Origin of the sequence: Streptomyces sp. Inha503 (genome assembly GCF_047215865.1) — a bacterium.
GTDB lineage: Bacteria > Actinomycetota > Actinomycetes > Streptomycetales > Streptomycetaceae > Streptomyces > Streptomyces lycopersici.
The window spans coordinates 11,132,953-11,155,023 of record NZ_CP178360.1 but is presented as its reverse complement, the minus strand read 5'-3'; the positions used below and the strand labels follow the sequence as shown (position 1 = coordinate 11,155,023).

The following is a 22,071-nucleotide window of genomic DNA, read 5'->3' as shown; positions in this document are numbered from 1 at the left end:
CGGGCCATGGGAACGGCAGCCACCATGTGATCGCACGGCGTCATTTGACGCCGATGTGCGCTCCGGGGCCGAGCGGCAGGTCCAGGCCGTAGAAGATGCCGAGGATCGCCAGCCACACCAGCAGGAACGGCACCACGAAGATGGCGAGCCGGGAGATGAGGGTCCCGAGGCGGGCCTCCGGTTCGTATTCGCGGACCATCGCCAGGACCAGGAGGAGATACGGGTTCATCGGGGTGATGGCGCCGGTCGCGGAGTCGCCGATGCGGAAGGCCGCCTGGCTGAGCGCCGGGCTCATGTCCATGAGCATGAAGGCCGGGATGAAGACGGGGCCGACCAGGGACCACAGGGCGGATCCGGAGAGGATCACCAGATTGAGGCAGGAGGCCAGCAGGACGAACGCGATGATCGCCCAGAAACCGGTCACGCCGATGGAGTTGAACAGCGCGGCCGCCTTCACCGCCATCAGCACCCCGAGGTTGGACCAGGTGAAGACCGCGATGACCTGGGCGGCGACGAACATCATCACGATGTAGCCGGACATGTTCTTCACCGAGTCGGTCATGGCGGTGACCACGTCCTCGGTGCCGGTGAGCTGCTTGACCGTGAAGCCGTAGGTGAGCCCGGCGAGCAGGAAGGCGCCGAAGAGCACCGGGACGACACCGTTCAGCACCGGTGAGGGCACGAAGGCACCGCCCTCCCCGCGCAGCGGGGCGCCCGGCGGCAGCCACAGCGCGAGGACCGCCGCCAGATACACCCCGACGACCGCGCAGGTGACCGCGAGCCCCTTGCGCTGCACCGGGGTGAGCGTCAGGTCATCCTCCGTGGCGTCGCCGTCGGCCGCCTGGTAGGTGCCCAGGCGTGGTTCGAGGACGCGGCTGATCAGGAACCCGCCGAGCAATCCCAGGACGACGCTGCTCGCGGCGGTGAAGAAGTAGTTGATGAGCACATGGATATGGAGGCCCTCGGCGGCCGGGAGCACCGAGGCCGCCTGCTGGGTGATGCCCACGTACAGGGCGTCAAGCGAGCCGATGGTGAATCCGGCGGCGTAGCCCGCGGTGACACAGGCGAAGCCACCGATGAGGCCCGCCACGGGATGGCGTCCGGCGCTCTTGAACACCAGGGCCGCCAGCGGTGGCAGCACGATGGCGCCGACGTCGCTCATCATGTGCGCCTGGCTGGCGATGATCGCCACCGCGTACGGCAGCACCGCGCGCGGCACCCGGGCCAGCGTGGCCCGCATCGCGGTCTCCAGCAGACCGGTCTTCTCCGCGAGCCCGACCACCATCATCAGCACCAGCACGGCACCGATCGGCGGGAAGGTGGCGAAGTTGGGGATCAGGTTCTCCAGCAGCCAGCGCAGTCCCTCACCGGTGAGCAGCCCGCCGATGGACTTGGTGTCATCGGTGCCGGGGACGGTGACGGAGACACCGGCGAGGGAGAGGACGGTGGAGACGACGGCCAGCAGTACGAAGAGCCCGGCGAACAGGACGATGGGATTGGGCAGGGCGTTGCCGGCGCGCTCGATGAAGGAGAGGACACGGTCGAGCCCGCCACGCCGCTCCTTGTCCGGCGAGGTGCCCCCGGGGGCGGGGAGCCCGGTCACGGCGGGCATCAGGGCCGCCCTCCGGCTGGCGCGGCCGAGGGCAGGAGGCCCTTGGTGTCCTTGCGGACATGTCCGTCCTGCACGACGCACACCACGTTGGCGGGGTCGCCGAGCACACCGATGTCCGCGAGCGGATCGCCCTCGCAGACGATCAGGTCGGCGACGCGGCCGGGGGCCAGTGTGCCCAGCCGGTCGGCGACGCCGAGGAGTTCGGCGGCGGTCCGGGTGCCGGCCACGATGGCGTCCATGGGGTCCATGCCCAGGTCCACGAGGTAGGAGAGCTCCATCAGGTTCTGTCCGTGCGGACAGACGGCGGCGTCGGTGCCGAGCGCGATCCTGGCGCCCTGCTCGATGGCGCGGGAGATGTTCTCCTTGGTGATGCCGGACCAGCGCACCTTCTTCTCGTAGTGATAGTGCTCCATCGTGGCCTTGTTGATGCCCGCGTAGACGGTGGAGAGGGTCGGGACGACGAAGACGCCGCGCTCCCCCGCCATCTCCAGGGCCCGGTCGTCCAGCCCGTAGCCGTGCTCGATGCTGGTCACCCCGCCGCGGATGGCGTTGAGGATGCCCGCGTTGCCCTGGGCGTGGGCGGCCACCGGCTTGCCGCCGTGGCGCCGGCACTCGTCGACCACGGCGCGGATCTCCTCCTCCAGGAGCCCCTCGTCGTCCGGTTGGTCGTAGGGGCTGCCCATGCCACCGGTGGCGCAGATCTTGACCAGGTCGGCTCCCGCGCGCAGCACCTTGCGCACGGCCAGCCGCGCCTCGTCCTCGGTGTCGGCGAGCTCGGACATCTCACCGCCGCTGAGGTCGGTGCCGTCGGGCAGCCGCACATCGGCGTGGCCACCGGTGTGGCTGATGATCCGTACGGCGGTGTGCAGCCGGGGGCCCTCGATCCGCCCGGTCTCGACGGCGGTGCGGTACCCGCTGGACAGGCCGCCCAGGTCCCGGGCGGTGGTGATGCCCGCGTCGAGGGTCTGCCGCATGCGGGTGGCGGTGTCGAAGGTGACCAGGACCGGGTCGAGTTCACCGCGGCGTCCTGGCGGTGTGGCATGGCCGTAGGCGAGGTGGGTGTGGCAGTCGAAGAAACCCGGCAGCACGGTGCGGCCGCCCGCGTCGATGACACGGCCGGCGAACGGCTCGCCGGAGGCCGGGGGCGCGGTGGCCGCCGGGCCCGCGTAGGTGATGGTTCCTTCGGCGTCGGCGATGACGACGGCGTCCGCGATCGGGGCCGACCCGGTACCGTCGACCAACGTGGCGTTCTCCACGCGCAGAGCGGTCCTGGTGGTCTCGGACGTGGTGGGTTCCGTCATGAGCTCGATCTCACTCCTCGTTGAGAGAACTGGTGGGGAGGAGTGTCGATCCATCGAGTGTTTCGGGTGTTATCATGCAGCATTCCATCGAGATTCACATGCGATACGCAGAAAAGCGCCGCCCATGCACACGCAGGATTTCGCCGCGCATGACCTGGACGAGCTGGATCGCGGCCTCATACACGCATTGCAGATCCACCCCAGGGCCCCATGGACTCTCGTCGGTGACGTCCTCGGGGTGAACCCGGTGACGGCCGCGCGACGCTGGCACCGGCTCCAGGAGGCGGGGCTGGCCTGGGTGACCGCCTACCCCCGGCTGTCCGACTCCCGGATCGTGGTGACCGGCATCGTCGAGGTGGACACCGAGCCCGGGGTCGGCGAGGACGTGGCCGAGGCCCTGGCGGCCGACCCCTCGGTGGCGAACGTCAAGGTCACGGCCGGAAGCCGGGATCTGGTGATCGCTCTCCAGGCTTCCGACCTGGGTGAGCTCTCCCAGCTCAGCGCCCTCCTCTTCCGGGGCGCCCCGGGGGTGCGGGCGACACGTACCCATGTGACGACGGCCCTGCCCTTCGAGGGCAGCCGGTGGCGGCTGCGCGCCCTGGACGCCACGCAGTGCGCCCGGCTCCAGGAGGCGCTTCCGCCGACGGAGCCGCTCCCGTCGGGGACGACCGGCTGGGCCCCCCTGGATGTCCGGCTGCTGGAACTGTTGAGCGTCGACGGCCGCATGGCGATCAGCGACTTGGCGGAGCACACCGACGCGCCCCTGACCACGATCCGCCGAAGGCTGCGGACACTGCTCTGCTCACGGGTGTCACTGCGCTGCGACCTGGCCCGGCCGCTGTCCGGGTGGCCGCTGTCCGCGGTGTACTTCGCGTCCGTGCCGGCCGAGCGCCTGGAGGAGACCAGCCGGGCGCTGGCCGGGGTGCGGGAGGTGCGGTCCTGCGCGATCACGGCGGGCCCGCACAACCTCGTCATCGACGTCTGGCTGCGCGCGTCCGGCGATGTGCACGCCTTCGAGGCGCATCTGTCGAGGCGGCTGCCTCGGCTGACCATCGAGGACCGCTCGGTGGTGCTGCGCACCGTCAAGCACATGGGCCGGTTGCTGGACCGCGACGGCCACAGCGTGGGCATCGTCCCGCTGCGCCCCTTCGCCGCCCGCGCTGCCGGGAACGCCACCGCCACCTGAGGCGCGGGCACACGGTCCGGTACCGTGGCCGCCCCGTCGGAAATGGCCGACGGGGCACCGGACGTGAAGGCGCTGTCCGGTGTTCGTGTGGGTGCCATCTGCCGGTACCCGCCGCCGGACACGCTGGGGCGCCATGGCACCTGTGCGCGCGACAGTCCAGGCCGTTCCGCTGGTGGCTACGGCCATCGTCATGCTCGACGCGGCAACCGACTTCTTCCCGGACGCCCCGCTGGTCGGCGTCATCACACCGGTGCGCCTCGCCGTACTGGCGGGGCTGGTCGCGACGGTGGTGACGGCCCCGCGACCCGCCACGTTCCGCACCCGGCTCGACCTCGCCATCGCGCTGCTCCTGCTCAGTGCCATCGCCACCACCTACGTCGGCGGACACCCCGACGCGCCGCTGCGCGCCCTGATGACCGCCCTCGCCACCTTCTATCTGCTGGTCGGGGTGCGGCGGTCGCAGCCCGAGTCCTGGCGGGCGGTGGCGCTGCTCGCGCTGGTCTGCGTGGCGGCCGCGGGCACTTCGGCGTTCGCCCAGGTGACCAATGAGGTGCCGACCGGCTTCTGCCGCACCGGTCTCTTCACCGACGTCGACTGCGACCGCGGCGGGGCCGGTGCGATGATCCGCGCCACGGGCACCTTCGCCAACCCCAACCTGCTCGCCGCGTTCCTGGTGCTGCTCACCCCGATCGCCCTGCTGACGGCGGTGACGGTGGCCGAGCGCACGGCCCGGGTCGCCGTCGTGGCCATGGGCCTCCTCGCGTACGGCACGGTGCTGACCACCTTCTCCCGGGCGGGCTGCGTCGCGGCCGCGGCGGGTCTGCTGGTGCTCGGTGGCGCGTACTGGCTCGCACCCCGCCTCGGCCGATGGGAGGTGCGGACGCTGACGACCGTGGGACTGGCCGGGCTGGCGGCGGTGACGGTGGCGCTGTGGGTGGTGTCGCGGGCCGGTGACGCGCTCGGGGTTCGGGGCCAGGCGTGGAAGGCGGCCGTGGGCCTGGCCGTGGACCATCCGCTCGGGGTCGGTCTTGGGCGGGCCGGCGACGCCGTCTCCGCCGCCGTACCCGGCGGCAGGACGTTCGTCCACGCGCACAACATGTGGCTGAACTGGCTGGCCGAAGCGGGCGTGGCCGGTCTGCTCGGCATCCTGCTGGTGACCGTGATCGCCGTCGCCTCGGCGGTCCGCGCCGCCCGGGAGAAGTCCGTGGCCGGTGTCGTCGGGCTGGCCGCCCTGACGGGGTTCTTCCTCGCGGCCACGGTGGACCACCCGGCCAATCTGGACCGGATCGCCATGCTCTTCTGGCTGGTCCTCGGCCTCGTCATGGCCGAGGTCCCGGGCGGGTGGCGGGAGTCCGGGACGCCCGCGCGGGCCACCGGCCGGTCGGGCCGCCGCGCGCGGCCCCACTGAAGCGTTCCGAAATTCGCTCGCCACCTCCGGCTCCGCCCCGAACCATGGCCCCATGGTTGACACATCCTCGTACGCGGCGTTCCTCCTCGCCGCCTTCGTCCTCTGCGTCGTCCCCGGCCCGGACATGATGTTCATCGTGGCGATGGGCGGCCGGGGCGGCCCCACCGCGGGGGTCATGGCCGCGTTCGGGGTGGCGTGTGCGATGTTCGTGCACGCGGTGGCCGCGACGATGGGGCTTTCGGCCCTGTTCGCCGCGTTGCCGACGCTCTACCACCTACTGCGCTGGGTGGGGGTGTCATATCTGCTGTACCTGGCCGTCAAGGCGTTCCGTGACCGCTCGCTGCCGGGCGAGGAGAGCGGACACGCCGGCCCCGGGCACCGGCGTGCCTTCTGGCAGGGGGCTCTCATCAACCTGCTCAACCCCAAGGTGATCCTCTTCAACATCGCCTTTCTGCCGCAGTTCGTGAACCCCGGACTCGGCCATGTGCCGGGCCAGTTCATGCTCCTGGGGATCACCTTCGTGGTCATGGGCTTCTGCGTGGACGGGTCCATCGGCCTGCTCTCGGGGAAGCTCGCCGGGCTGCTGAGCCGCAGCCGCCGGGTGGCGCGGGGGCTCAACGTCTTCACCGGCACGGTGTTCACGGGGCTGGCCGTGCGGCTCGCCGCCTCACCGAAGTAAGCGGCCCGCCGGACGCCGGGGCCGCCCGGGGTCCGGACAGCGGACCGTCCTCCTGGCCCCGCCCGCTCGGTGGCGACGAGAGTGGGCGGGCGGTTCACGTCAACCGGAAGGCGGGGCACAGCGATGGCGGACACGGTGCGGCGGGGCTATGCGCCCAGCCCCTTCGGGCAGTTGCACTACGCGGAGTGCGGGTCCGGCGAGCCGGTGCTGCTTCTGCACCAGACGCCACGTTCCTGGACCGAGTACGCCGATGTGCTGCCCCTGGTGGGCCGGGCGCACCGGGCGATCGCCATGGACACCGTGGGGTTCGGCGCCTCGGCCAAGCCCGAGGGGCCGCATTCGATCGAGCGGTTCGCCGATGGGGTGGAGGCGCTGGCCGACGCGCTCGGGCTGGACGCGTTCCACTTGGTGGGCCATCACACGGGCGGTGTGGTGGCCGTGGAGGTGGCCGCCCGGCTGGGCGGCCGCGTCAGCAGTCTGCTGCTCTCGGCCACGGCGTTCGTGGACGAGGCCAAGCGCGCGGCGGCTCCCGCGCGCCCGCCCGTCGACCACGTCGACCCCGAGCCGGACGGCTCACATCTGGTGGAGGTGTGGAACCGGCGCCGCGCCTTCTACCGGGCGGGCGAGGAGGCCGCGCTGCACCGCTATGTGATCGACGCCCTGACCGTACTGGACCGGGTGGAGGAGGGGCACGAGGCGGTGTACCGGTACCGGATGGAGGAGCGGCTGGCGCACATCACCGCCCCGGTACTGGCCGTGTGCGCGCCGGAGGACCACTATTCGCTGCCCGCGCTGGACAGGTTCGCGGCGACGCTCGGCTGTGAGACCGCGGTCCTGTCCGGCGGCCACGTACCGGCGCCCGAGCAGCTGCCCGGGGAGTTCGCCGATGTCGTCACCGCGTGGGTGGACCGGCATCGGCGGTGACCCGGTCCCACGTGGTCCCGGTGACGCCCCGCCTCCGCAGCGCCGCCTTGCGCACCTTGCCGGTCTCGGTGAGCGGCAGTTCGCCCAGGATGTCCACATAGCGGGGCACGGCGAACGGGGGCAGCTCGCGCTCGCAGTGGCGGATCACATCGGCCAGGTCGAGCGTGCCGCCCGCGCGGGGCACCACGGCGACCATCACCTCGTCCTCCGCCAGCTCGGACGGCACGGGGAAGACGGCCGCGTCGGCCACCTCGGGATGGCCACGGACGACCGTCTCGACCTCGCACGAGGAGATGTTCTCCCCCCGGCGGCGGATCACGTCCTTGATGCGGTCCACGAACCGGAACCAGCCGTCGGGTTCGCGGACCACCCGGTCCCCGGTGTGCCGCCACGCGTCCACCGGCTCCGCCAACTCACCCAGGTAGCCGGTGGCGAAGGCGTACGGCCGGTGGCTGCGCACGACCAGCTCACCCGGGGTGCCGTCGGGGACGGGCGTGAGCAGTTCGTCCACGACACGGGCGTCGAAACCCTCGCGCAGGGTGCCCATGTAGCCGGGCCGCTGCTCCTCGGGGGTCGCGCCGATGACCAGGTTGGTCTCGGTGGAGCCGAATCCGTCGATCAGCGTGACGCCGAACCGTTCGCGGAACGGCCCCCAGGCGTGGGCCGGTGTCGCCGGGGAGAGGCCGCGGACGGCCCGGTGCGCCCGGTCGTACGGGCCCGGCGGCTGGGCCAGCAGCATCGGCACCATGGCGCCCAGCAGATAGACCACGGTCGCCCCGGTCTCGGCCGCCTCGGCCCAGTAGCGGGAGGCCGAGAAGCGGGGGGCGAGGGTGATCGACGCCCCCACGGTCATCGCCTGTGCCAGCGCGTTCAGCGCGTTGGTGTGGAACAGCGGGAGGCAGGTGTGGAGGACGTCGTCGGCGGTGAGGCGCAAGGCGTCGGAGACGTTGCGCCCCCACCAGACGAACTGGGCGTGGGGGCAGCGCACCCCGCGCGAGGTGCCGGTGGTCCCGGAGGTGAACAGGACACACGCGGTGTCCTCCGGGCGGACGGGGGCCGCCGGGAAGGCCGGGCCGCCGTCCGGCCGGGGCGTGCCGTCCGCACCCGCGCGCCACAGCGTCCCCCGGTACCCGGCCGCCCGCACGCGCTCGGCCGTCTCGTCCTCCGCGAGCAGATGGGTGGCGCGGGCCTGGTCCAGGGCGTGTCTCAGCCCGCCGCCGCGCAGCCCCGTGTTCAGCGGGACCAGCTCGGCGCCGAGCCAGGCGGCGCCGAGGAACAGATCCACGAGTTCGATCCGGTTGCCCGTCATCGCCGCGATGCGCTCGCCCGGACGGCAGCCCTGGACCGCGAGGGCCCCCGCCATGGTGGCGGCGGCCTCCCGCGTCTCGCGGTAGGTGCGGACCGTGGTCCCGATCCGCAGGAAGGGGCGGTCCCCGTGGTCCCGGGCCGCGGCCTGGAGCAGCCCGGGAATCGTCAGGGTGGTCACCGCAGCACCTCGCGCTCGCGCAGTGCGCGGATCCGCTCCGGTGACAGGCCGGCGACGTCGCGCAGCACATCGTCGGTGTCGGCGCCGAGCACGGGCGCCGCCTTGACGATGCCCCCGGGTGTGCGGATGAGCCGCACGGGCGGCCCCTCGTGCAGGAAGGCCCCCGCCACCGGGTGTTCGGCGCGGACGTAGAAGCCCCTGGCCCGCAACTGCGGATCGTGTTCCACGAGGTCGCGGCCGTCCCGCACCGGGCCCGCGGGTATGCCGTGCTCCTGGAGGAGTTCGGCGGCGGCGTCGGCCGGCAGGGTCCTGGCCCAGGTGGCGAGGGCGCCGTCGACCAGTTCGGTGTGGTGTGCGCGCCTCTCCGCCGTACGCGTGCGGTCGTCGGCGGCCAGGTCGGGGCGGCCGATCACCGTGCACAGCGCGGCCCATTCGGTGTCGTCGCGGACGCTGACGGCCAGCCAGCTGTCGGCGCCGAGGCAGCGGTACACGCCCTGCGGGCTCCACCGCGGATCGGTGTTCCCGGCGGGCTCGACGGGGTGGAGCAGGCTGGTGCCCATATGGGAGGCGATCGCCTCGAGCTGGGACAGGTCGATGTGCTGTCCGCGGCCGGTCTCCTCCCGGTGCTCCAGGGCTGCGACGGTGGCGAGCGCGGCCTGCAACCCCGCGACGATGTCGCCGTGGCCGTAGATCACCCCGACCACGTCGTCCGGGCCCCACCCGGTCAGGCCGGTGAGCCCCGAGCCGGCGGACACGGTGTCCGCGTACGACACCCAGCCGCTGCGCGGGCCGGTGTGCCCCATGCCGGACATGCTGATGTACACCAGCCGGGGGTTGATCTCGCGGAGGGTGTCGTAGCCCAGGCCGAGTTTGGTCATCACGGTGGCGCTGAAGTTCTCCACCAGGACGTCGCAGGAGGCGATGAGGTCGCGCAGTACGGCGATGCCGTCCTCGGTGCGGGTGTCGAGGGCCAGGCTGCGCTTGTTGCGGTTGACCTCGTTGAAGTAGCCGTTGGTGTTCGGATCGGTGTGCGGGCCGCGCGAGAGGTGCATGAAGGGCGCGAACCGGGTGGGGTCGGGACGGCCCAGGGACTCGACCTTGATGACATCGGCGCCGTGGTCGGCGAGCACCTTGGTGCAGTACGGCCCGGCGAGTACCCAGGTCAGATCCAGGACGCGGACGCCGTGCAGGGCGGGCCGCGCGGGTTCCGCGGACACCGCCGCGGGCACCTTCGGAGCCGGGCGGTGCTCGTGCAGCAGCCGCTGGTCCGCGCCCCGTTCCGGGACGTCCAGCTCCTTGACCCGGTGGCCTTCGGGGAAGGCGAAGGGGAACCCCAGGTCGGTGCGGTCCCCGGCGCGGAGGAAGAAGTCACGGGCGGCGAGCTGCGGGTTGCCGGGCAGCTCGTGCGGCAGGTCGACCGCCGCCCACGGCAGCTTCCTGGATTGGGCGAGCTCGGCGAACTCGGCCTTCGGCCACCGGCCCGCGAACTCCTGCACCACCGCGAAGACATGCTCCTGGTGCTTCTTGCGCTCCACCGGGTCCTGCCAGCGCGGCTCGGCGAGGTCGGCCTCGGCGCCCTCCTCGCGCAGCCAGGCGAGCAGCGCGTCCCACATGCGGGGGCTGCCGCCGAGGCCACCGCCGAGGTGGCCGTCGGCGGCCCGGAACAGCCCGTGCGGCACCAGCGGATGCACCCGGCCGGGGCGCGCGGGCACCCGGTCCTCGTGCAGATAGGCGAGGGCACCCGCCTCCAGGGCAGCGGCCACGCACGCCTGGGCGGACACGTCGGCGAGCTGGCCCGGCCCCGTGCGCCTGGCCCGCAGCCCGAGCAGCGCGGCGATCGCGGCGTGCACCCCGGCGAGCTGTTCCGCCTGGTTCTCCGGAAGGCGCAGGGGCGGGCCGTCCGGGTCGCCGACCTGCGCGAGCATGCCGCCGAGCGCGGCGACCACCAGATCGGTCCCCTGCCAGTGGCTGCGGGGGCCCACGGTCCCGAAGGGGGTGACGCGGACGTGGACGAGGTGGCCGAGTCCCGCGACCGCCTCCGGAGCGCCGTCCGGTGTCCCGTCGAGGAGGACGTCGGCGCCCGCCACCAGGTGCCGCAGCTCCTCCGGGGACGCGGGGGTGACGGACCGCTTGCCGGCGTGCCAGTGGACGAAGGCGTCGCCGTCTCGTTCGCGCCGTGTCGGATCGCCCTCCTCGGGCTCGACCAGGACGACCTCGTATCCGAGGCCGACCAGGAGCCGGCCCGCGAACCGGGTGAAGGGGCTGGACAGTTCGACGACGCGTACGGCCGGGTTGCTCACTTGTCCTCCGCGGGATGCTCAGTCGTGCTGCTGGTTCAGGAAGCCGGTGACCGCGGTGTAATAGGCGTGCGGCCGCTCCTCCTGGGGGTGGTGGGAGGCGTGGTGCATGACGTGCAGATTGCCCTTGGGCACCATGCGGGCGAGCATCAGCGGATAGTCCGGGGTGAGGAATGCGTCGTACATGCCCCAGACGAAGAGGGTGGGGGCCTGGATGGCACCGAGCTCGGCGGTGAGGTCCTGCCAGTCGCCGCGCGGGTTGTCGGAGGCTCCGGCGAGGGCGGTCTCCTCCGGGTCCAGGCTCTGCTCATAGCGCAGGGTGACGGTGCCATCGGGGATCGCGGCGGGGTCGTACCACTCCAGGCGGGCGATCAGCTCCCGCATCTTCTCCCAGGAGGGGCCGGTGCCGCCGTAGTACACATCGCGGGCGTTGCGGCCGCGCCGCCCGCCCTCCGGCAGCGGGGCCAGCGGGCCGTGGAACACGGGCATGCTGCCGGTGATGGTCAGCGACCGGGTTCGCTCGGGGTACTTCGCGGCCAGGTTCAGCGCGATGGTTCCGCCCCATGAGTTGCACACGAAGTCGGCGCGCTCGATGCCCAGGGTGTCGAGCAGGGCGACCGTCTTGGCGGCGTGGTAGTCCCACATCGGGCCCTCGATGACGGGTTTGGCGGACTTGCCGTACTGGAGGATGTCCACGAGGTAGCAGTGGCGGTCCTCGGCGAACAGCGGTGCCACCTGCCCGAAGTCGGACCAGCCCGTGCACCCGGGGCCGCCGCCGTGGAGGAAGACCGTCGGCCTGCCCGTCGTGCCCAGTTCGAGGTAGTGGTACGTGACGCCGTCCGCTTCCGCGTGGGCGCCCTCCGGCGGCTTCTGGATGGTCATGAGGTCCATGTTCCGATGGTGTGCGTCCGGTGATCTCCGCCCAAGCGGACCGGTCCGCTGAGCGGGCCGGTCCCGTGGTGAGGGCCTTCGGGCGGTGGCTAGCCTCCCGGCTCATCGGGTCCCCGATGATTCGCTTCCGCAGAAGAGCAGAAAGCAGAAAGGCGGCACATGTCCGCGTGGGAAGTGGCCGAGGAACGGGCCAGGACGGTGGTCGGCCGCCCGGAACACCGGGATCTGGGGGTCGTACGGGCCGAGGACGCGGCGGAGTTCGCGCGCGCGGCCGGGGAGACCAGCCCGCGACTGATCGACCCCGGCCACCCCGGATTCACCGTCCACCCGCTGTACGTGGTGAGTCTGCTGCGAGGGGCGGGCGGCGCCGGCCAGGGCGAGTTCCGGCCGGACGGGATGTACCGCGACGAGGTCCCGGGCACCGACGGCCTGGACGTACGGCTCATGGCGGGCGGCCAGGAGGTCCGGTTCACCGGCGAGGTGCGGGCGGGCGACCGGATCGCGGTCCGCCGTGTCCTCACGGACGTCGAGCGCAAGGGCAGCGGTGCCCCGTTCCTGCTGCTCACCGTCGAGAAGACGTACTCGGCCGAGCGGGGCACGCTCGCCCGGGTGCGGGAGAGGTTCATCGTCCGATGAGGATGCGCACAGGACAGCCCGTACCACCGGTGGAGTTCACCCCGGACGCCGTCACGCTGCTGCGGTTCGGGGCGGTCACCCGCAACGCCCATCGCATTCACTACGACACCGGGTTCGCGCGGTCCGAGGGGCTGGACGGCCCGGTCGTCATGGCGCAGTTGCACGGCTGTCTGATGCACCGCGCCGCCATGTCGTTCGCGGGTCCGGACGGGCAGGTGCTGGAGGTCGAATGGCAGAACCGGGCACCGGCCCTGGCCGGGGAGCGGCTCGTGGTGAGCGGCACCGTCGGCGCTGTCGATCCGGTGTCGGGCCGGGTCACCCTGGATCTGGTCGAGCACGGTGGGCGGGGCGATGTGGTGTGCTGCCGGGGCCGGTCCGTGGTGCTGATGGGGTGAGAGCCTGTCATATCCCCGGCCAGGCGTCGCACGCCCGGCCGGGGATATGACACAGGCTCTCAACCGCCCCGCGCGGGCGCGGGGCCGTTCAGCCGAGGTCGAGGACGACCTTGCCCACCGCCTCCCCGGACCGCAGACGTGCCACGGCGTCCGCCAGCCCGTCGATGCGATGGCGCTCGACGGGCAGGGTCAGCTCACCGGAGTTGAGGTCGCCGAGCAGCCGCTGGGTGTCGGCGGCCACCTCCTGCCCGCGGGTCATCAGGTTCACCGGCAGCAGCGATACGTCGGCGAGGAGGAAGTCGGCCAGGTCCACGGTGAACTCACGGCCCGCGGTATAGCCGACGAGGGCGACCCGGCCACGCGGGCGCACCAGCGGCAGGGAGTCGCGCAGGACCGGCCCGCCCACGGTGTCGACGACGACGTCCACCGGGCCGCCGATCGCGTCGGCGGACAGGTCGGCGGCGAGCAGCGCCTTGGCGGGGGCCGGGACGTGCGGCAGTTTGGCGGGGCGGCCCACCACTCCGATCACCTCGGCCCCGGCCCGGGCGGCGACCTGCACGGTGAGCGCTCCGACCGCACCGGCCGCCCCGGTCACCAGGACCCGCTCCCCCGGCTGGACGCCCGCCACGGTGTGCACCGAGGCCCACGCCGTGCCCGCGGGGGAGAAGAAGCTACAGGCCAGGGCGGGGGCCGTACCGTCGGGCACGGCCTCCACGGCGGCGTCCGGGACCAGTGCGTGGCAGCCCCAGGTGCCGTCGCGGCGCAGTCCGAGTGCCTTGCCGCGCAGGCGGACGAGGCTCCCCTCGGGGTGGGTGCCGGAGGCGACGACGGTGCCGCTGCCTTCGGTCCCGGGCACCGACGGCAGGTCGGGGAGGATGCCGAACCTGCCGTCGACGACGTTCAGATCGAGGTGGCTGACGGCGGCCGCCTTCATCCGCACCAGGGTGTGGCCGGGGCGTGGCTCGGGCACCGGCCGCTCGACGAGCCGCGGCAGGGTGCCGAACTCCTCCAGCACCAGGGACTGTGACGTCGGGTGGCTCACGTTTTCGCTCCGTATCCACGGGCTCGCGGCCCGGTTCGGTGAGGGGACGGACGCGGCGCACGCTAGACCGCGCCCCACGGTCCGCGCACCGGGCGGGGTCCGCTCAGCGGGACGCCCCGGCACCGGCCCCGTTCCGGTGGCCCGCCGTCCGGTCGCCCGGCGTCCGACCGTCCGCCGGGACGGGCGCGGTCTGCTCAGCGGACCGGATCCCTTGGGCGGATCCGCGCCGGGCCGGATGCTCGGGTCCACCGAACACCGGCAGCAGGAGGACACGCACGATGACGGTCGAGGACTCTCCCGACACGGCCACCCCCGTCCGGAGCCGCCGCGGAAAACCGGCCGAGCCCGGCCGCCAGGACTGGTCGTCCTGGCCCCACTACGACGGTGCGGCCGCGGGCTTCCGCGGCTACTGGTACCCGGTCACCTGGTCCAGCCAGATCACCGGCAAGCCGCTGCCGTTCACCATCTGCGGCGAGCGGATCGCGCTGATCCGCGACAACGGCACCGCGTACGCCCTGCACAACCGGTGCCCGCACCGCGGTGTGCCGCTCTCGGAGGGCAATCAGCAGTTTCCGGGCACGGTCAGCTGCCCGTACCACGGCTGGACCTTCGACCTGCCCACCGGGCGGCTCTCCGCGGTCATCACCGACGGCCCCGGCTGCCGGCTGACCGGGAAGCTGGGCGTGCGCACCTATCCGGTCGAGGAGCGCCTCGGCATGGTGTGGGTGTACGTCCCGATCGCCGACGAGGAGCCGCATCCGATCGACTCCCAGCTTCCGGAGGAGCTGGTCGGCAACGCGTTCGTGATGGGCGGACGGATCGAGCCGCGCGGTGGCAACTGGCGGTTCGCCTGCGAGAACGGCTTCGACGAGGGCCACGCCAAGTATCTGCACCGCACGGCGCTGTGGCGGCTGTTCAAGCCCATGCCGACGTGGAACATCACCCGGATCGTGCCGCGCGGCCGGTGGATCTTCCGGGTCCAGGACGAGGTCCACTGGGAGGCCGAGTACCCCGGCGTGGGCCGCTGGACCAACAAGCGCTGGTGGAAGATGCAGCCGCCGAAGGAAACCTTCAACATCGGCAACACCGGCAAGGCCGACAGCGTCGACCCGACGATCGAGGCCCAGGAGTTCCCCGGCTTCGCGTCCCTGTCGATGCCGGGCGTGCTGCGCATCGCCTACCCCAAGTTCATCCACTACGAGTTCTACGTCCCGGTGGACGAGGACAACCACCGCTATGTCGGGGTGATGGTCAACTTCACCGAGGGCTGGGACACCCTGCGCTTCTACGCCAAGTACCTGGGGGCGATCCGCTGGCTGTTCCACGGCCAGTTCTCCGGCCAGGACGCGTGGATGGTGGATGTCACCGACGCGCCCCCGGAGAAGCTCTACCGGCCCGATATCTCGCTCACCGCCTGGCGGAACCTCAGCGAGGAGGAGTACGGCAAGAAGCTGGCCGCGGTCGGCGGCGCATCCGCACCCGAAGAGAGGGCATGACATGTTCCGTACCCTGTTCACCCTGTTGCTGGGCGCGGCGATCGCCGTCGGGATCCCGCTGGCCACGAAGCGCGTCGCGCGGACCACGATGACCCAGGTCCACAGGATCAACCAGTGAGCGCCGACGGCCTGGCGGGCCTGGACGAACGGCGGCGCTCCTGGGCGCTCGACGCCGCCCGCCACATCAGCGCCGACCGGCTCCGCGAACTGATCACGGGCCTGGTGGACATCCCCAGCCCCACCGGCGACGAGGGCCCGCTGGCCACCCATATCGCCGACACCCTGCGCGCCACCGGCTGCCGGGCGGCCGCCCAGCCCCTCGACGACCGGCAGGCCAACGCCTGGGGGCGGCTGACCGGTGACGGCACCGGCCCCGACCTCATGCTCTACGCCCCCATCGACACCCTGACGGTGGGCGAGGAGAGCGAGGACGTGCCGTGGATCGGCCCGGAGCTGCGGGAGGACATGCGGCCCTCGGCCACCGTCTACGACGACCTGGTGACCGGGCTCGGCGCCTCCAACCCCAAGGGGCACGCGGCATGCGTGATGATGGCCACCGAGGCGATCTCCCGGGCCGGTGTCCCGCTCACCGGTGACCTGGTGGCGGCCTTCGGCGCGGGTGGGATGCCCACCAACGCCCGGCCCGTGGGGACGCGCCGCAACACCGGCCAGGGCGCCGGGTGTTCGTTCCTGCTGGAGCAGGGCGTGTGGACCGACTACGCGGTCATCGCCAAGCCCGGCTGGACCGTCTCGTGGGACGAGGTCGGACTGGTCTGGTTCGAGGTGACGGTCGGCGGCACCCACACCTACGCGGGTTCCCGCCACCGGCTCCCGTACGACAACGCCATCGCCCGCGCCGGGGAGGTGGCCGGGTATCTGGAGAAGTGGTTCGAGGAGTACGCCGAGCGGCACACCTCGGGCACGGTGGCGCCGCAGGGCATCGTCTCCTCGATCCGTGGCGGCTGGCCGCGGATGGCCGCGGTCACCCCCGCCGTGTGCACCTTGATGGTGGACCTGCGGATCAGCCCGGACATCACACCGATGCGGGCCAAGCGGGAGTTCATGGAGGCGCTGGCCGCGCTGCGGGCCGCCTCGCCCGGTCTCGACGTCCGGGCGGAGATGGTGCTGGCCATCCCCGGTACCCGTACCCCTCGCGGTTCGTGGATCCACCGCAGTGCCACGGCCGCCTGGGAGGCCCTGGAGGGGCGCGCACACGAGGTGATCGCCGGGAACAGCGGGGCCACCGACGCCAATATCCTGCGCGGCCGCGGCATCCCCACGGTGCGCATTGGCATGCCCAAGGTGGCGGAGGCGCCCTTCGAGATCGACTTCGCCCGCGGCATGAACACGGTGTCGCTCCGGGCCATGGAGAGGCTGACCCGCCATCTGATCCGCACGGCCGTGGACACCGTCACCCGGACCCGCGCCGAGGTGGCCGAGGCGGAGGAAGGAGCCGTGGCATGACGGAGATCGTGCTGGGGGTCGGGGCGTCGCACAGCACGCTGATGAACACCCACTGGGAGGAGACGTACCACAAGGACCGCGCCGAGCGGTTCCGGGACGCGCTGGGCGAGGCGCGCGGCGCGCTGGCCGCGGCCCGCCCCGACACGGTGGTCCTGATCGGCTCCAACCACTTCCGGGGATTCTGGCTCGACCTGATCCCCAGCTTCACCCTCGGGGTGGACGAGTGTCTCGCCAGTGGCGAGTCCGGCACCCCGAAGGGCCCGCAGCCGGTGGACCGGGAGCTGGCCCTGTACCTGGCCAACGCGCTGGTGGAGCGGTCCGGTTTCGATGTGGCGTTCTCCGCCCGGCTCCAGATCGACCACGGCCAGTCGCACGCCGTGCAGTATCTGCTCGACGGGCTCGACGTCGACCTCGTACCGCTCGTCGTGAACGTCTTCGCGCCCCCGCTGCCCACCCTCGACCGCTGCGAGCGGTTGGGCCGGGCGATCCGGGAGGCGGTCCTGGCGTTCCCCGGCGACCGCCGGGTGGCGGTCATCGGCTCCGGCGGGCTGTCGCACCGGCTGCCCTGGCCGGACTGGCGCGACCCGCGGGGCGAGGACGAGGAGTTCATGGTCGGCGCCTGGCTCAACGGCCGGGAGAACTGGCAGGACTACGACGTCCGGCGGCGCGAGATCATCCGGGCCGCCGAGGCGGCGCTCAACCCGGAGTTCGACGAGGAGTTCCTGTCCTGGCTGGAACGCGGACAGGCCCACCGCCTCACCGAGTACACCACCGCGGAGCTGGAGAAGGCGGCCGGCAACGGCGCACAGGAGCTGCGCACCTGGCTGATGATGGCCGCGCTGCTCGACCACGCTCCGGGGCGGCGTCTGGCCTACGAGCCGATGCCCGAGTGGCTCACCGGCATGGGGGTCGCCGTGCTCGACCCCGCGCAGACACAGAACAGCGAAAGGCAGTCATGAGCATCTGGACCGAGCTGTCGGGCATCGACTACCGGCACGCCTATGTGAAGACCGGCGACATCACGACCCGCGCGCTCCAGGCCGGCCCGGAGGACGGCGAGCACGTGGTGTTCCTGCACGGCACCACCGGCCACTTGGAGGCGTTCGTACGGAACATCCCGGCACACGCCGAGCGCTACCGCTGCCACTCCATCGACATGCTGGGCCACGGCTACACGGGCAAGCCCGACCGCCCGGGCGAGATCCCGGCGTATGTCGAGCACCTGATGGCCTATCTGGACGCGGTGGGCGCCGAGCGCGCCCATCTGGTCGGCGAGTCGCTGGGCGGCTGGGTCGCGTCGTGGGCCGCGAGCGAGCACCCGGACCGGGTCGCCTCCCTCCAGCTGCTGTGCATGGGCGGCACAAAGGTCAATCCGGCGGTGATGGAGCGGCTGAAGAAGTCCACCCGCAGCGCCTCCCTGGAGGACGACATCTCCTTCACCCGGGACCGGCTGCGGCTGCTGTGGGCCGACTGGGACGAGGAGCTGGGCGAGGAGCTGACCCGGATCCGCTACGAGATCTACCACCACCCCGACTTCCAGCGGAACCTGCACAATCTGCTGGCGCTCCAGGAGACGGACACCCGCGAGCGCAATCTGCTGCGGCCTGACCGGATGGCCCGGATCAAGGCGCCGACGCTGGTGGTCTGGGGCAACAAGAACCCGTTCGGGGACGTCCCCGAGGCCGAGGCCATCGCCACCGCGATCCCCGGCGCCCGTCTGGAGATCTTCAACGAGTGCGGCCACTGGCCGCAGCACGAGAAGGCGGATCTGTACAACCCGCTCAGCCTGGAGTTCCTCGCCGCGTCCTCCACCACCTGATCGTGAGGTGCCTGCCATGACCGTCGTCCCCATCGACCACGCCACCAGAGCCTGTCCCGACTCGATGAACTCCGTCCTCGGCAAGGTCCGGTCCATCCTGGAGGCGTTCACACCCGACGACGACTCGCTGTCGCTCGCCGATGTGGTGCGCCGTTCGGGCGTGGCGAAGGCGACCGTCCACCGGCTGTCCCAGGAGCTGGTCGCATGGGGGCTGCTGGAGCGGGCGGGCTGCAACTACCGGCTGGGGCTGCGGCTGTTCGAGATCGGGCAGCGGGTGCACCGGCAGCGGATCCTGCGGGAGGTGGCGCAGCCGTATATGGAGGATCTGCTGCTGGCCACGCGGGAGACCATCCACTTTGCCATCCACGACGGGCTGGACGTGGTGTACCTGGAGAAGATCCTGCCCCACCGGGGGCTGAGCGAGGAGTCCCGGGTGGCGGGACGGCTTCCGCTGTACTGCACGGCCACCGGCAAGGCGATCCTCGCCCACTCCCCTGGCACCCTGTTCGGCGAGGTGGTCAGGAACGGTCTCAAGCCGTTCACCCGCCACACCATCACCTCGCCGGGCCGGCTGCGCGGCCAGCTGGACCGCGTCCGCGAGCAGGGCATCGCCACGGAGGCGGAGGAGGTGCGGCTCGGCTATATGAGCATGGCGGTACCTGTCTTCGGGCGGGAGAACACCCTCGCCGGGGCCCTGTCGATCACGGCGCCGACCTACCGGGTCGACGCGATCGCCCACGCCAGCGCGTTGCGTACGGCGGGTCTCGGCATCAGCCGCTCGCTGAGGTCGGCGCTGTGACCGCCCCCGTCGTGTCCTCCCCCGCCCTGGAAGAGGTGCTGGCACGGGCGCGGGAGCTGATCGACCGGTGGCGGGACGAGGACTGCGGCACCCCGACGGTCAAGGACTTCTGCCGTTACGCGGCCGCCCTCAACGACGGCGGGTACATCCGCCGGGCCCGCGCCCTGGAGGCGGACGGCATGCCCGTCGAGGCGCCCGACCTGTTCCTCGCGGCCACCATGAGCTGGGAGGACGGTCCCCCGGAGGACGAACTGCGGCCGGATGGCCTGGCGCTGCGGGAGTCGCCGTGCACCGAGGGGCTACCGGTGCGCCAGGTGCACGGCGGCCAGTCGGTGCGTCTGGTCCGCCCGCCGGTGGCCGGGACGCGGATCACGGCGGCCCGTGCGGTCGTCTCCGCGCGGCACAAGCGCGGGCGGTCGGGTGAGTTCGTCCTGCTGGGCGTCCGCACCCGGTTCCTGTCCCCGGACGGGAGCGAGCTGACGGCCGTGGACGAGACGATCGTGGTGCTCGACGCCACCGGAGGTGACCGATGACGGCGCCCGCTGTCGGGGCGGAGTGTCCGCGGCGACGGTACGCCCACACCAGTGTGCAGCTGTTCCGCTTCAGCGCCGTGTCGTGGAACGCCCACCGGATCCATTACGACGCCGCGTACGCGGCAACGGAGGGGTTTCCCGACGCGGTCGTGCAGTCCACGCTGCACGGCGAGATGCTCACCCGGCACGCCCTGGAGTGGGCCGGGCCGGGCGCCCGGCTGGAGTCGGTGGCGTGGCGCAACGTCGCCACGGCGGTGGCCGGTGAGCTGCTGACCTGGGCCGCGACGGTGTCGTCGGTCGAGGGGGCGCGGATCCGGCTCGACGCGCGCATCCTCAGGGCCGACGGTTCGGAGTGCGTCACGGGGACGGTGGAGGTGACGCGCGCGGGGTGACGGCCCGGCGCGTACGGGCGCGGGAGCGGTGGCACTCAGGGCTGCGGGGGGCCTTGGGTGCCACCGCTTCCGCGTGTCCGGGGCCGCTTCGGTATGTCGGCCGCTTCGGTGGCCGGGGCCGCTTCCGCGTGTCCGGAGCGCGGCGCCCGAGCGGGTTCCGCGGCGTTGTCCCGGCAGGCGGACCGATTCCATTGGACCGTGATCGCGGCCTGCCTACGCTCCTCGACCATGAGCGTTCTCAACGATGAGCCGGTCGCCGCGGAGGACGCGGCGGTGGTCGAGACGGACATCCTGATCATCGGCGCCGGACCGTCGGGCCTGTACGGCGCGTACTGCGCGGGCTTCCGGGGCCTGCGCGTGGCCGTGATGGATGTGCTGCCCCAGCGGGGCGGCCAGATCAGCGCGATGTATCCGGAGAAGCCCATCTTCGACATCGCCGGATTCGCCTCGGTGCGTGGCCGTGACCTGGTGGACAGCCTGGTGGCGCAGGCCGAGGCACACGGTGCCCGCTACCTCCTCGGCCACCGCGCGGTGGCGCTGGACTACGACGGTGACGGCCTGCCCGTGGTCCGCAGCGACCGGGGGACCGAGGTACGGGCCGGGGCCGTGGTGATCACCGGAGGCGTGGGGACCTTCGCCCCCCGCCCGCTCCCCGCCGGGGAGGACTTCCTCGGCCGCGGTCAGGTGTACTTCGTGCCCGACCCGTCCGCCCACGCCGGTCATGACGTGGTGGTCGTCGGCGGTGGCGACAGCGCCTTCGACTGGGCGGCCCTGCTGGCCCCGGTGGCGCGCTCGGTCCGCCTGGTGCACCGCACCGCCCGGTTCCGCGCCCACCGCGCGTCGGTGGAGAAGGTCCAGGCGCTCGGCATCGACATTCTGACCGACTCCGAGGTCAGCGGCCTGTACGGCGCCGCACACCTGGAGGAGGTCGAGATCCGCCACCGGACCACCAAGGACACCACGCGCCTTCCGGCACAGACCGTGGTGGCGGCGCTCGGCTTCCTCGCGGACCTCGGCCCGCTGCGGGAGTGGGGCCTGGCACTCCAGGCGCGCCGGATCGCCGTGGACACCCGCATGGCCACCAACCTGCCCCGTGTCTTCGCGGCCGGCGACATCACCGACTACCCGGGCAAGGTGCGCCTGATATCCGTCGGCTTCGGCGAGGCCGCCACCGCCGTCAACAACGCCGCCACGGTCATCGACCCGGAGGCGGCGCTGTTCCCCGGGCATTCCACCGAGAAGGAGAACTGACATGGCCTACGTCATCGGCGCGTCCTGTGTGGACATCATGGACCGGTCCTGCATGGAGGAGTGCCCGGTCGACTGCATCTACGAGGGTGAGCGCAAGCTGTACATCAACCCGGTGGAGTGCATCGACTGCGGCGCCTGCGAGGTCGCCTGCCCGGAGCAGGCGATCACCGTGGACCGCAAGGCGGACCCCGAGCACCGCGCCGACAACCGGCGGTTCTTCGAGGAGGCCCTGCCCGGCCGGGACACCCCGCTGGGCACCCCCGGTGGCGCCGGGTCGGTCGGCCCGCTGGGTGTGGACACGGCCCTGGTGGCGGGCCGGTGAGCGGGTCACCGGCCGCGAGACCGGGTTGCCCCCCGCCGAACTCCGACCCCTTCCACCATTCCTACCAGGCAAAAAGATATCTATATTGGCCATCCTCAGCACATATGGCGGCCTTGATCGAGGCACACCGGCAGGTGA

At 72.2% G+C, this 22,071-nt stretch carries 21 protein-coding genes; 15 read left to right on the top strand and 6 right to left on the bottom strand.

Features of this window, described 5'->3' with window-relative positions; translation table 11 throughout:
- Window positions 1-40: 40 nt before the first annotated feature.
- Both ACJX2R_RS46155 and ACJX2R_RS46150 read right to left on the bottom strand, forming a co-directional pair.
- A complete protein-coding gene (locus tag ACJX2R_RS46155; protein ID WP_413104988.1) occupies window positions 41-1,612 on the bottom strand; it encodes an AbgT family transporter in 1,572 nt (523 codons plus the stop codon).
- A complete protein-coding gene (locus ACJX2R_RS46150; protein WP_413104987.1) occupies window positions 1,612-2,913 on the bottom strand; it encodes an amidohydrolase family protein in 1,302 nt (433 codons plus the stop codon). The genes ACJX2R_RS46155 and ACJX2R_RS46150 overlap by 1 nt, the downstream gene beginning before the upstream one ends.
- Before the next feature lie 124 nt (window positions 2,914-3,037).
- On the opposite strand from ACJX2R_RS46150, the gene ACJX2R_RS46145 reads away from it, so the two are divergent.
- The 4 genes from ACJX2R_RS46145 (at window position 3,038) to ACJX2R_RS46130 (ending at window position 7,110) form a co-directional block, all read left to right on the top strand.
- Window positions 3,038-4,099, top strand: coding sequence for an Lrp/AsnC family transcriptional regulator (locus ACJX2R_RS46145; RefSeq protein WP_413104986.1), 1,062 nt, complete (start codon window positions 3,038-3,040; stop codon window positions 4,097-4,099).
- Window positions 4,100-4,232: 133 nt separating this feature from the next.
- Complete coding sequence (locus ACJX2R_RS46140; RefSeq protein WP_413104985.1) at window positions 4,233-5,507, top strand: O-antigen ligase family protein; 1,275 nt, start codon at window positions 4,233-4,235, stop codon at window positions 5,505-5,507.
- A gap of 52 nt (window positions 5,508-5,559) precedes the next feature.
- On the top strand, window positions 5,560-6,186 hold the full coding sequence (locus ACJX2R_RS46135; RefSeq protein WP_413104984.1) for a LysE family translocator: 627 nt from the start codon (window positions 5,560-5,562) through the stop codon (window positions 6,184-6,186).
- Window positions 6,187-6,309: 123 nt separating this feature from the next.
- Window positions 6,310-7,110, top strand: coding sequence for an alpha/beta fold hydrolase (locus tag ACJX2R_RS46130; protein WP_413104983.1), 801 nt, complete (start codon window positions 6,310-6,312; stop codon window positions 7,108-7,110).
- Here ACJX2R_RS46130 and ACJX2R_RS46125 read toward each other — a convergent pair.
- Genes ACJX2R_RS46125 through ACJX2R_RS46115 form a run of 3 tightly spaced genes read right to left on the bottom strand, consistent with a single transcriptional unit; the run spans window position 7,079 to window position 11,784 of the window.
- Window positions 7,079-8,596, bottom strand: a complete 1,518-nt coding sequence (locus ACJX2R_RS46125) for an AMP-binding protein (RefSeq protein WP_413104982.1) — start codon at window positions 8,594-8,596, stop codon at window positions 7,079-7,081. The two genes, ACJX2R_RS46130 and ACJX2R_RS46125, sit on opposite strands and share 32 nt — an antisense overlap.
- Complete coding sequence (locus ACJX2R_RS46120; protein WP_413104981.1) at window positions 8,593-10,896, bottom strand: CoA transferase; 2,304 nt, start codon at window positions 10,894-10,896, stop codon at window positions 8,593-8,595. The genes ACJX2R_RS46125 and ACJX2R_RS46120 overlap by 4 nt, the downstream gene beginning before the upstream one ends.
- 18 nt (window positions 10,897-10,914) lie before the next feature.
- Window positions 10,915-11,784: an alpha/beta fold hydrolase gene (locus ACJX2R_RS46115; protein ID WP_413104980.1), complete on the bottom strand. Its 870-nt coding sequence runs from the start codon at window positions 11,782-11,784 to the stop codon at window positions 10,915-10,917.
- Between the two features lie 159 nt (window positions 11,785-11,943).
- Here ACJX2R_RS46115 and ACJX2R_RS46110 point away from each other — a divergent pair, with 159 nt between their 5' ends.
- Window positions 11,944-12,420, top strand: a complete 477-nt coding sequence (locus tag ACJX2R_RS46110) for a MaoC family dehydratase N-terminal domain-containing protein (protein WP_413104979.1) — start codon at window positions 11,944-11,946, stop codon at window positions 12,418-12,420.
- Window positions 12,417-12,815: an acyl dehydratase gene (locus ACJX2R_RS46105; RefSeq protein WP_413104978.1), complete on the top strand. Its 399-nt coding sequence runs from the start codon at window positions 12,417-12,419 to the stop codon at window positions 12,813-12,815. Before ACJX2R_RS46110 ends, ACJX2R_RS46105 begins: the two co-directional genes overlap by 4 nt.
- Before the next feature lie 88 nt (window positions 12,816-12,903).
- On the opposite strand, the gene ACJX2R_RS46100 is transcribed toward ACJX2R_RS46105, so the two are convergent.
- Window positions 12,904-13,857 (bottom strand): quinone oxidoreductase family protein, encoded by a 954-nt coding sequence (locus ACJX2R_RS46100; protein WP_413104977.1) that lies wholly within the window; start codon window positions 13,855-13,857, stop codon window positions 12,904-12,906.
- A 278-nt stretch (window positions 13,858-14,135) separates the two neighbouring features.
- On the opposite strand from ACJX2R_RS46100, the gene ACJX2R_RS46095 reads away from it, so the two are divergent.
- The 9 genes from ACJX2R_RS46095 to ACJX2R_RS46055 all read left to right on the top strand — a co-directional run bounded on the left by ACJX2R_RS46095 (window position 14,136) and on the right by ACJX2R_RS46055 (window position 21,933).
- On the top strand, window positions 14,136-15,353 hold the full coding sequence (locus ACJX2R_RS46095) for an aromatic ring-hydroxylating oxygenase subunit alpha (protein ID WP_413104976.1): 1,218 nt from the start codon (window positions 14,136-14,138) through the stop codon (window positions 15,351-15,353).
- A gap of 114 nt (window positions 15,354-15,467) precedes the next feature.
- Window positions 15,468-16,817: a M20 family metallopeptidase gene (locus tag ACJX2R_RS46090; RefSeq protein WP_413104975.1), complete on the top strand. Its 1,350-nt coding sequence runs from the start codon at window positions 15,468-15,470 to the stop codon at window positions 16,815-16,817.
- Window positions 16,814-17,776 carry a catechol 1,2-dioxygenase gene (locus ACJX2R_RS46085; protein ID WP_413104974.1) on the top strand — a complete coding sequence of 321 codons (963 nt, stop codon included), beginning with the start codon at window positions 16,814-16,816 and terminating at the stop codon, window positions 17,774-17,776. Before ACJX2R_RS46090 ends, ACJX2R_RS46085 begins: the two co-directional genes overlap by 4 nt.
- Complete coding sequence (locus tag ACJX2R_RS46080) at window positions 17,773-18,636, top strand: alpha/beta fold hydrolase (RefSeq protein WP_137981651.1); 864 nt, start codon at window positions 17,773-17,775, stop codon at window positions 18,634-18,636. Before ACJX2R_RS46085 ends, ACJX2R_RS46080 begins: the two co-directional genes overlap by 4 nt.
- 16 nt (window positions 18,637-18,652) lie before the next feature.
- Window positions 18,653-19,435: an IclR family transcriptional regulator gene (locus tag ACJX2R_RS46075; protein WP_262697468.1), complete on the top strand. Its 783-nt coding sequence runs from the start codon at window positions 18,653-18,655 to the stop codon at window positions 19,433-19,435.
- Window positions 19,432-19,968 (top strand): hypothetical protein, encoded by a 537-nt coding sequence (locus ACJX2R_RS46070; RefSeq protein WP_413104973.1) that lies wholly within the window; start codon window positions 19,432-19,434, stop codon window positions 19,966-19,968. Before ACJX2R_RS46075 ends, ACJX2R_RS46070 begins: the two co-directional genes overlap by 4 nt.
- Entirely contained in the window at window positions 19,965-20,360 is a 396-nt protein-coding gene (locus tag ACJX2R_RS46065; RefSeq protein WP_413104972.1) for an acyl dehydratase, read from the top strand. Before ACJX2R_RS46070 ends, ACJX2R_RS46065 begins: the two co-directional genes overlap by 4 nt.
- Window positions 20,361-20,588: 228 nt before the next feature.
- Window positions 20,589-21,611 (top strand): NAD(P)/FAD-dependent oxidoreductase, encoded by a 1,023-nt coding sequence (locus tag ACJX2R_RS46060; protein WP_413104971.1) that lies wholly within the window; start codon window positions 20,589-20,591, stop codon window positions 21,609-21,611.
- A 1-nt stretch (window position 21,612) separates the two neighbouring features.
- Complete coding sequence (locus ACJX2R_RS46055) at window positions 21,613-21,933, top strand: indolepyruvate ferredoxin oxidoreductase subunit alpha (protein WP_413104970.1); 321 nt, start codon at window positions 21,613-21,615, stop codon at window positions 21,931-21,933.
- Window positions 21,934-22,071: the final 138 nt, after the last annotated feature.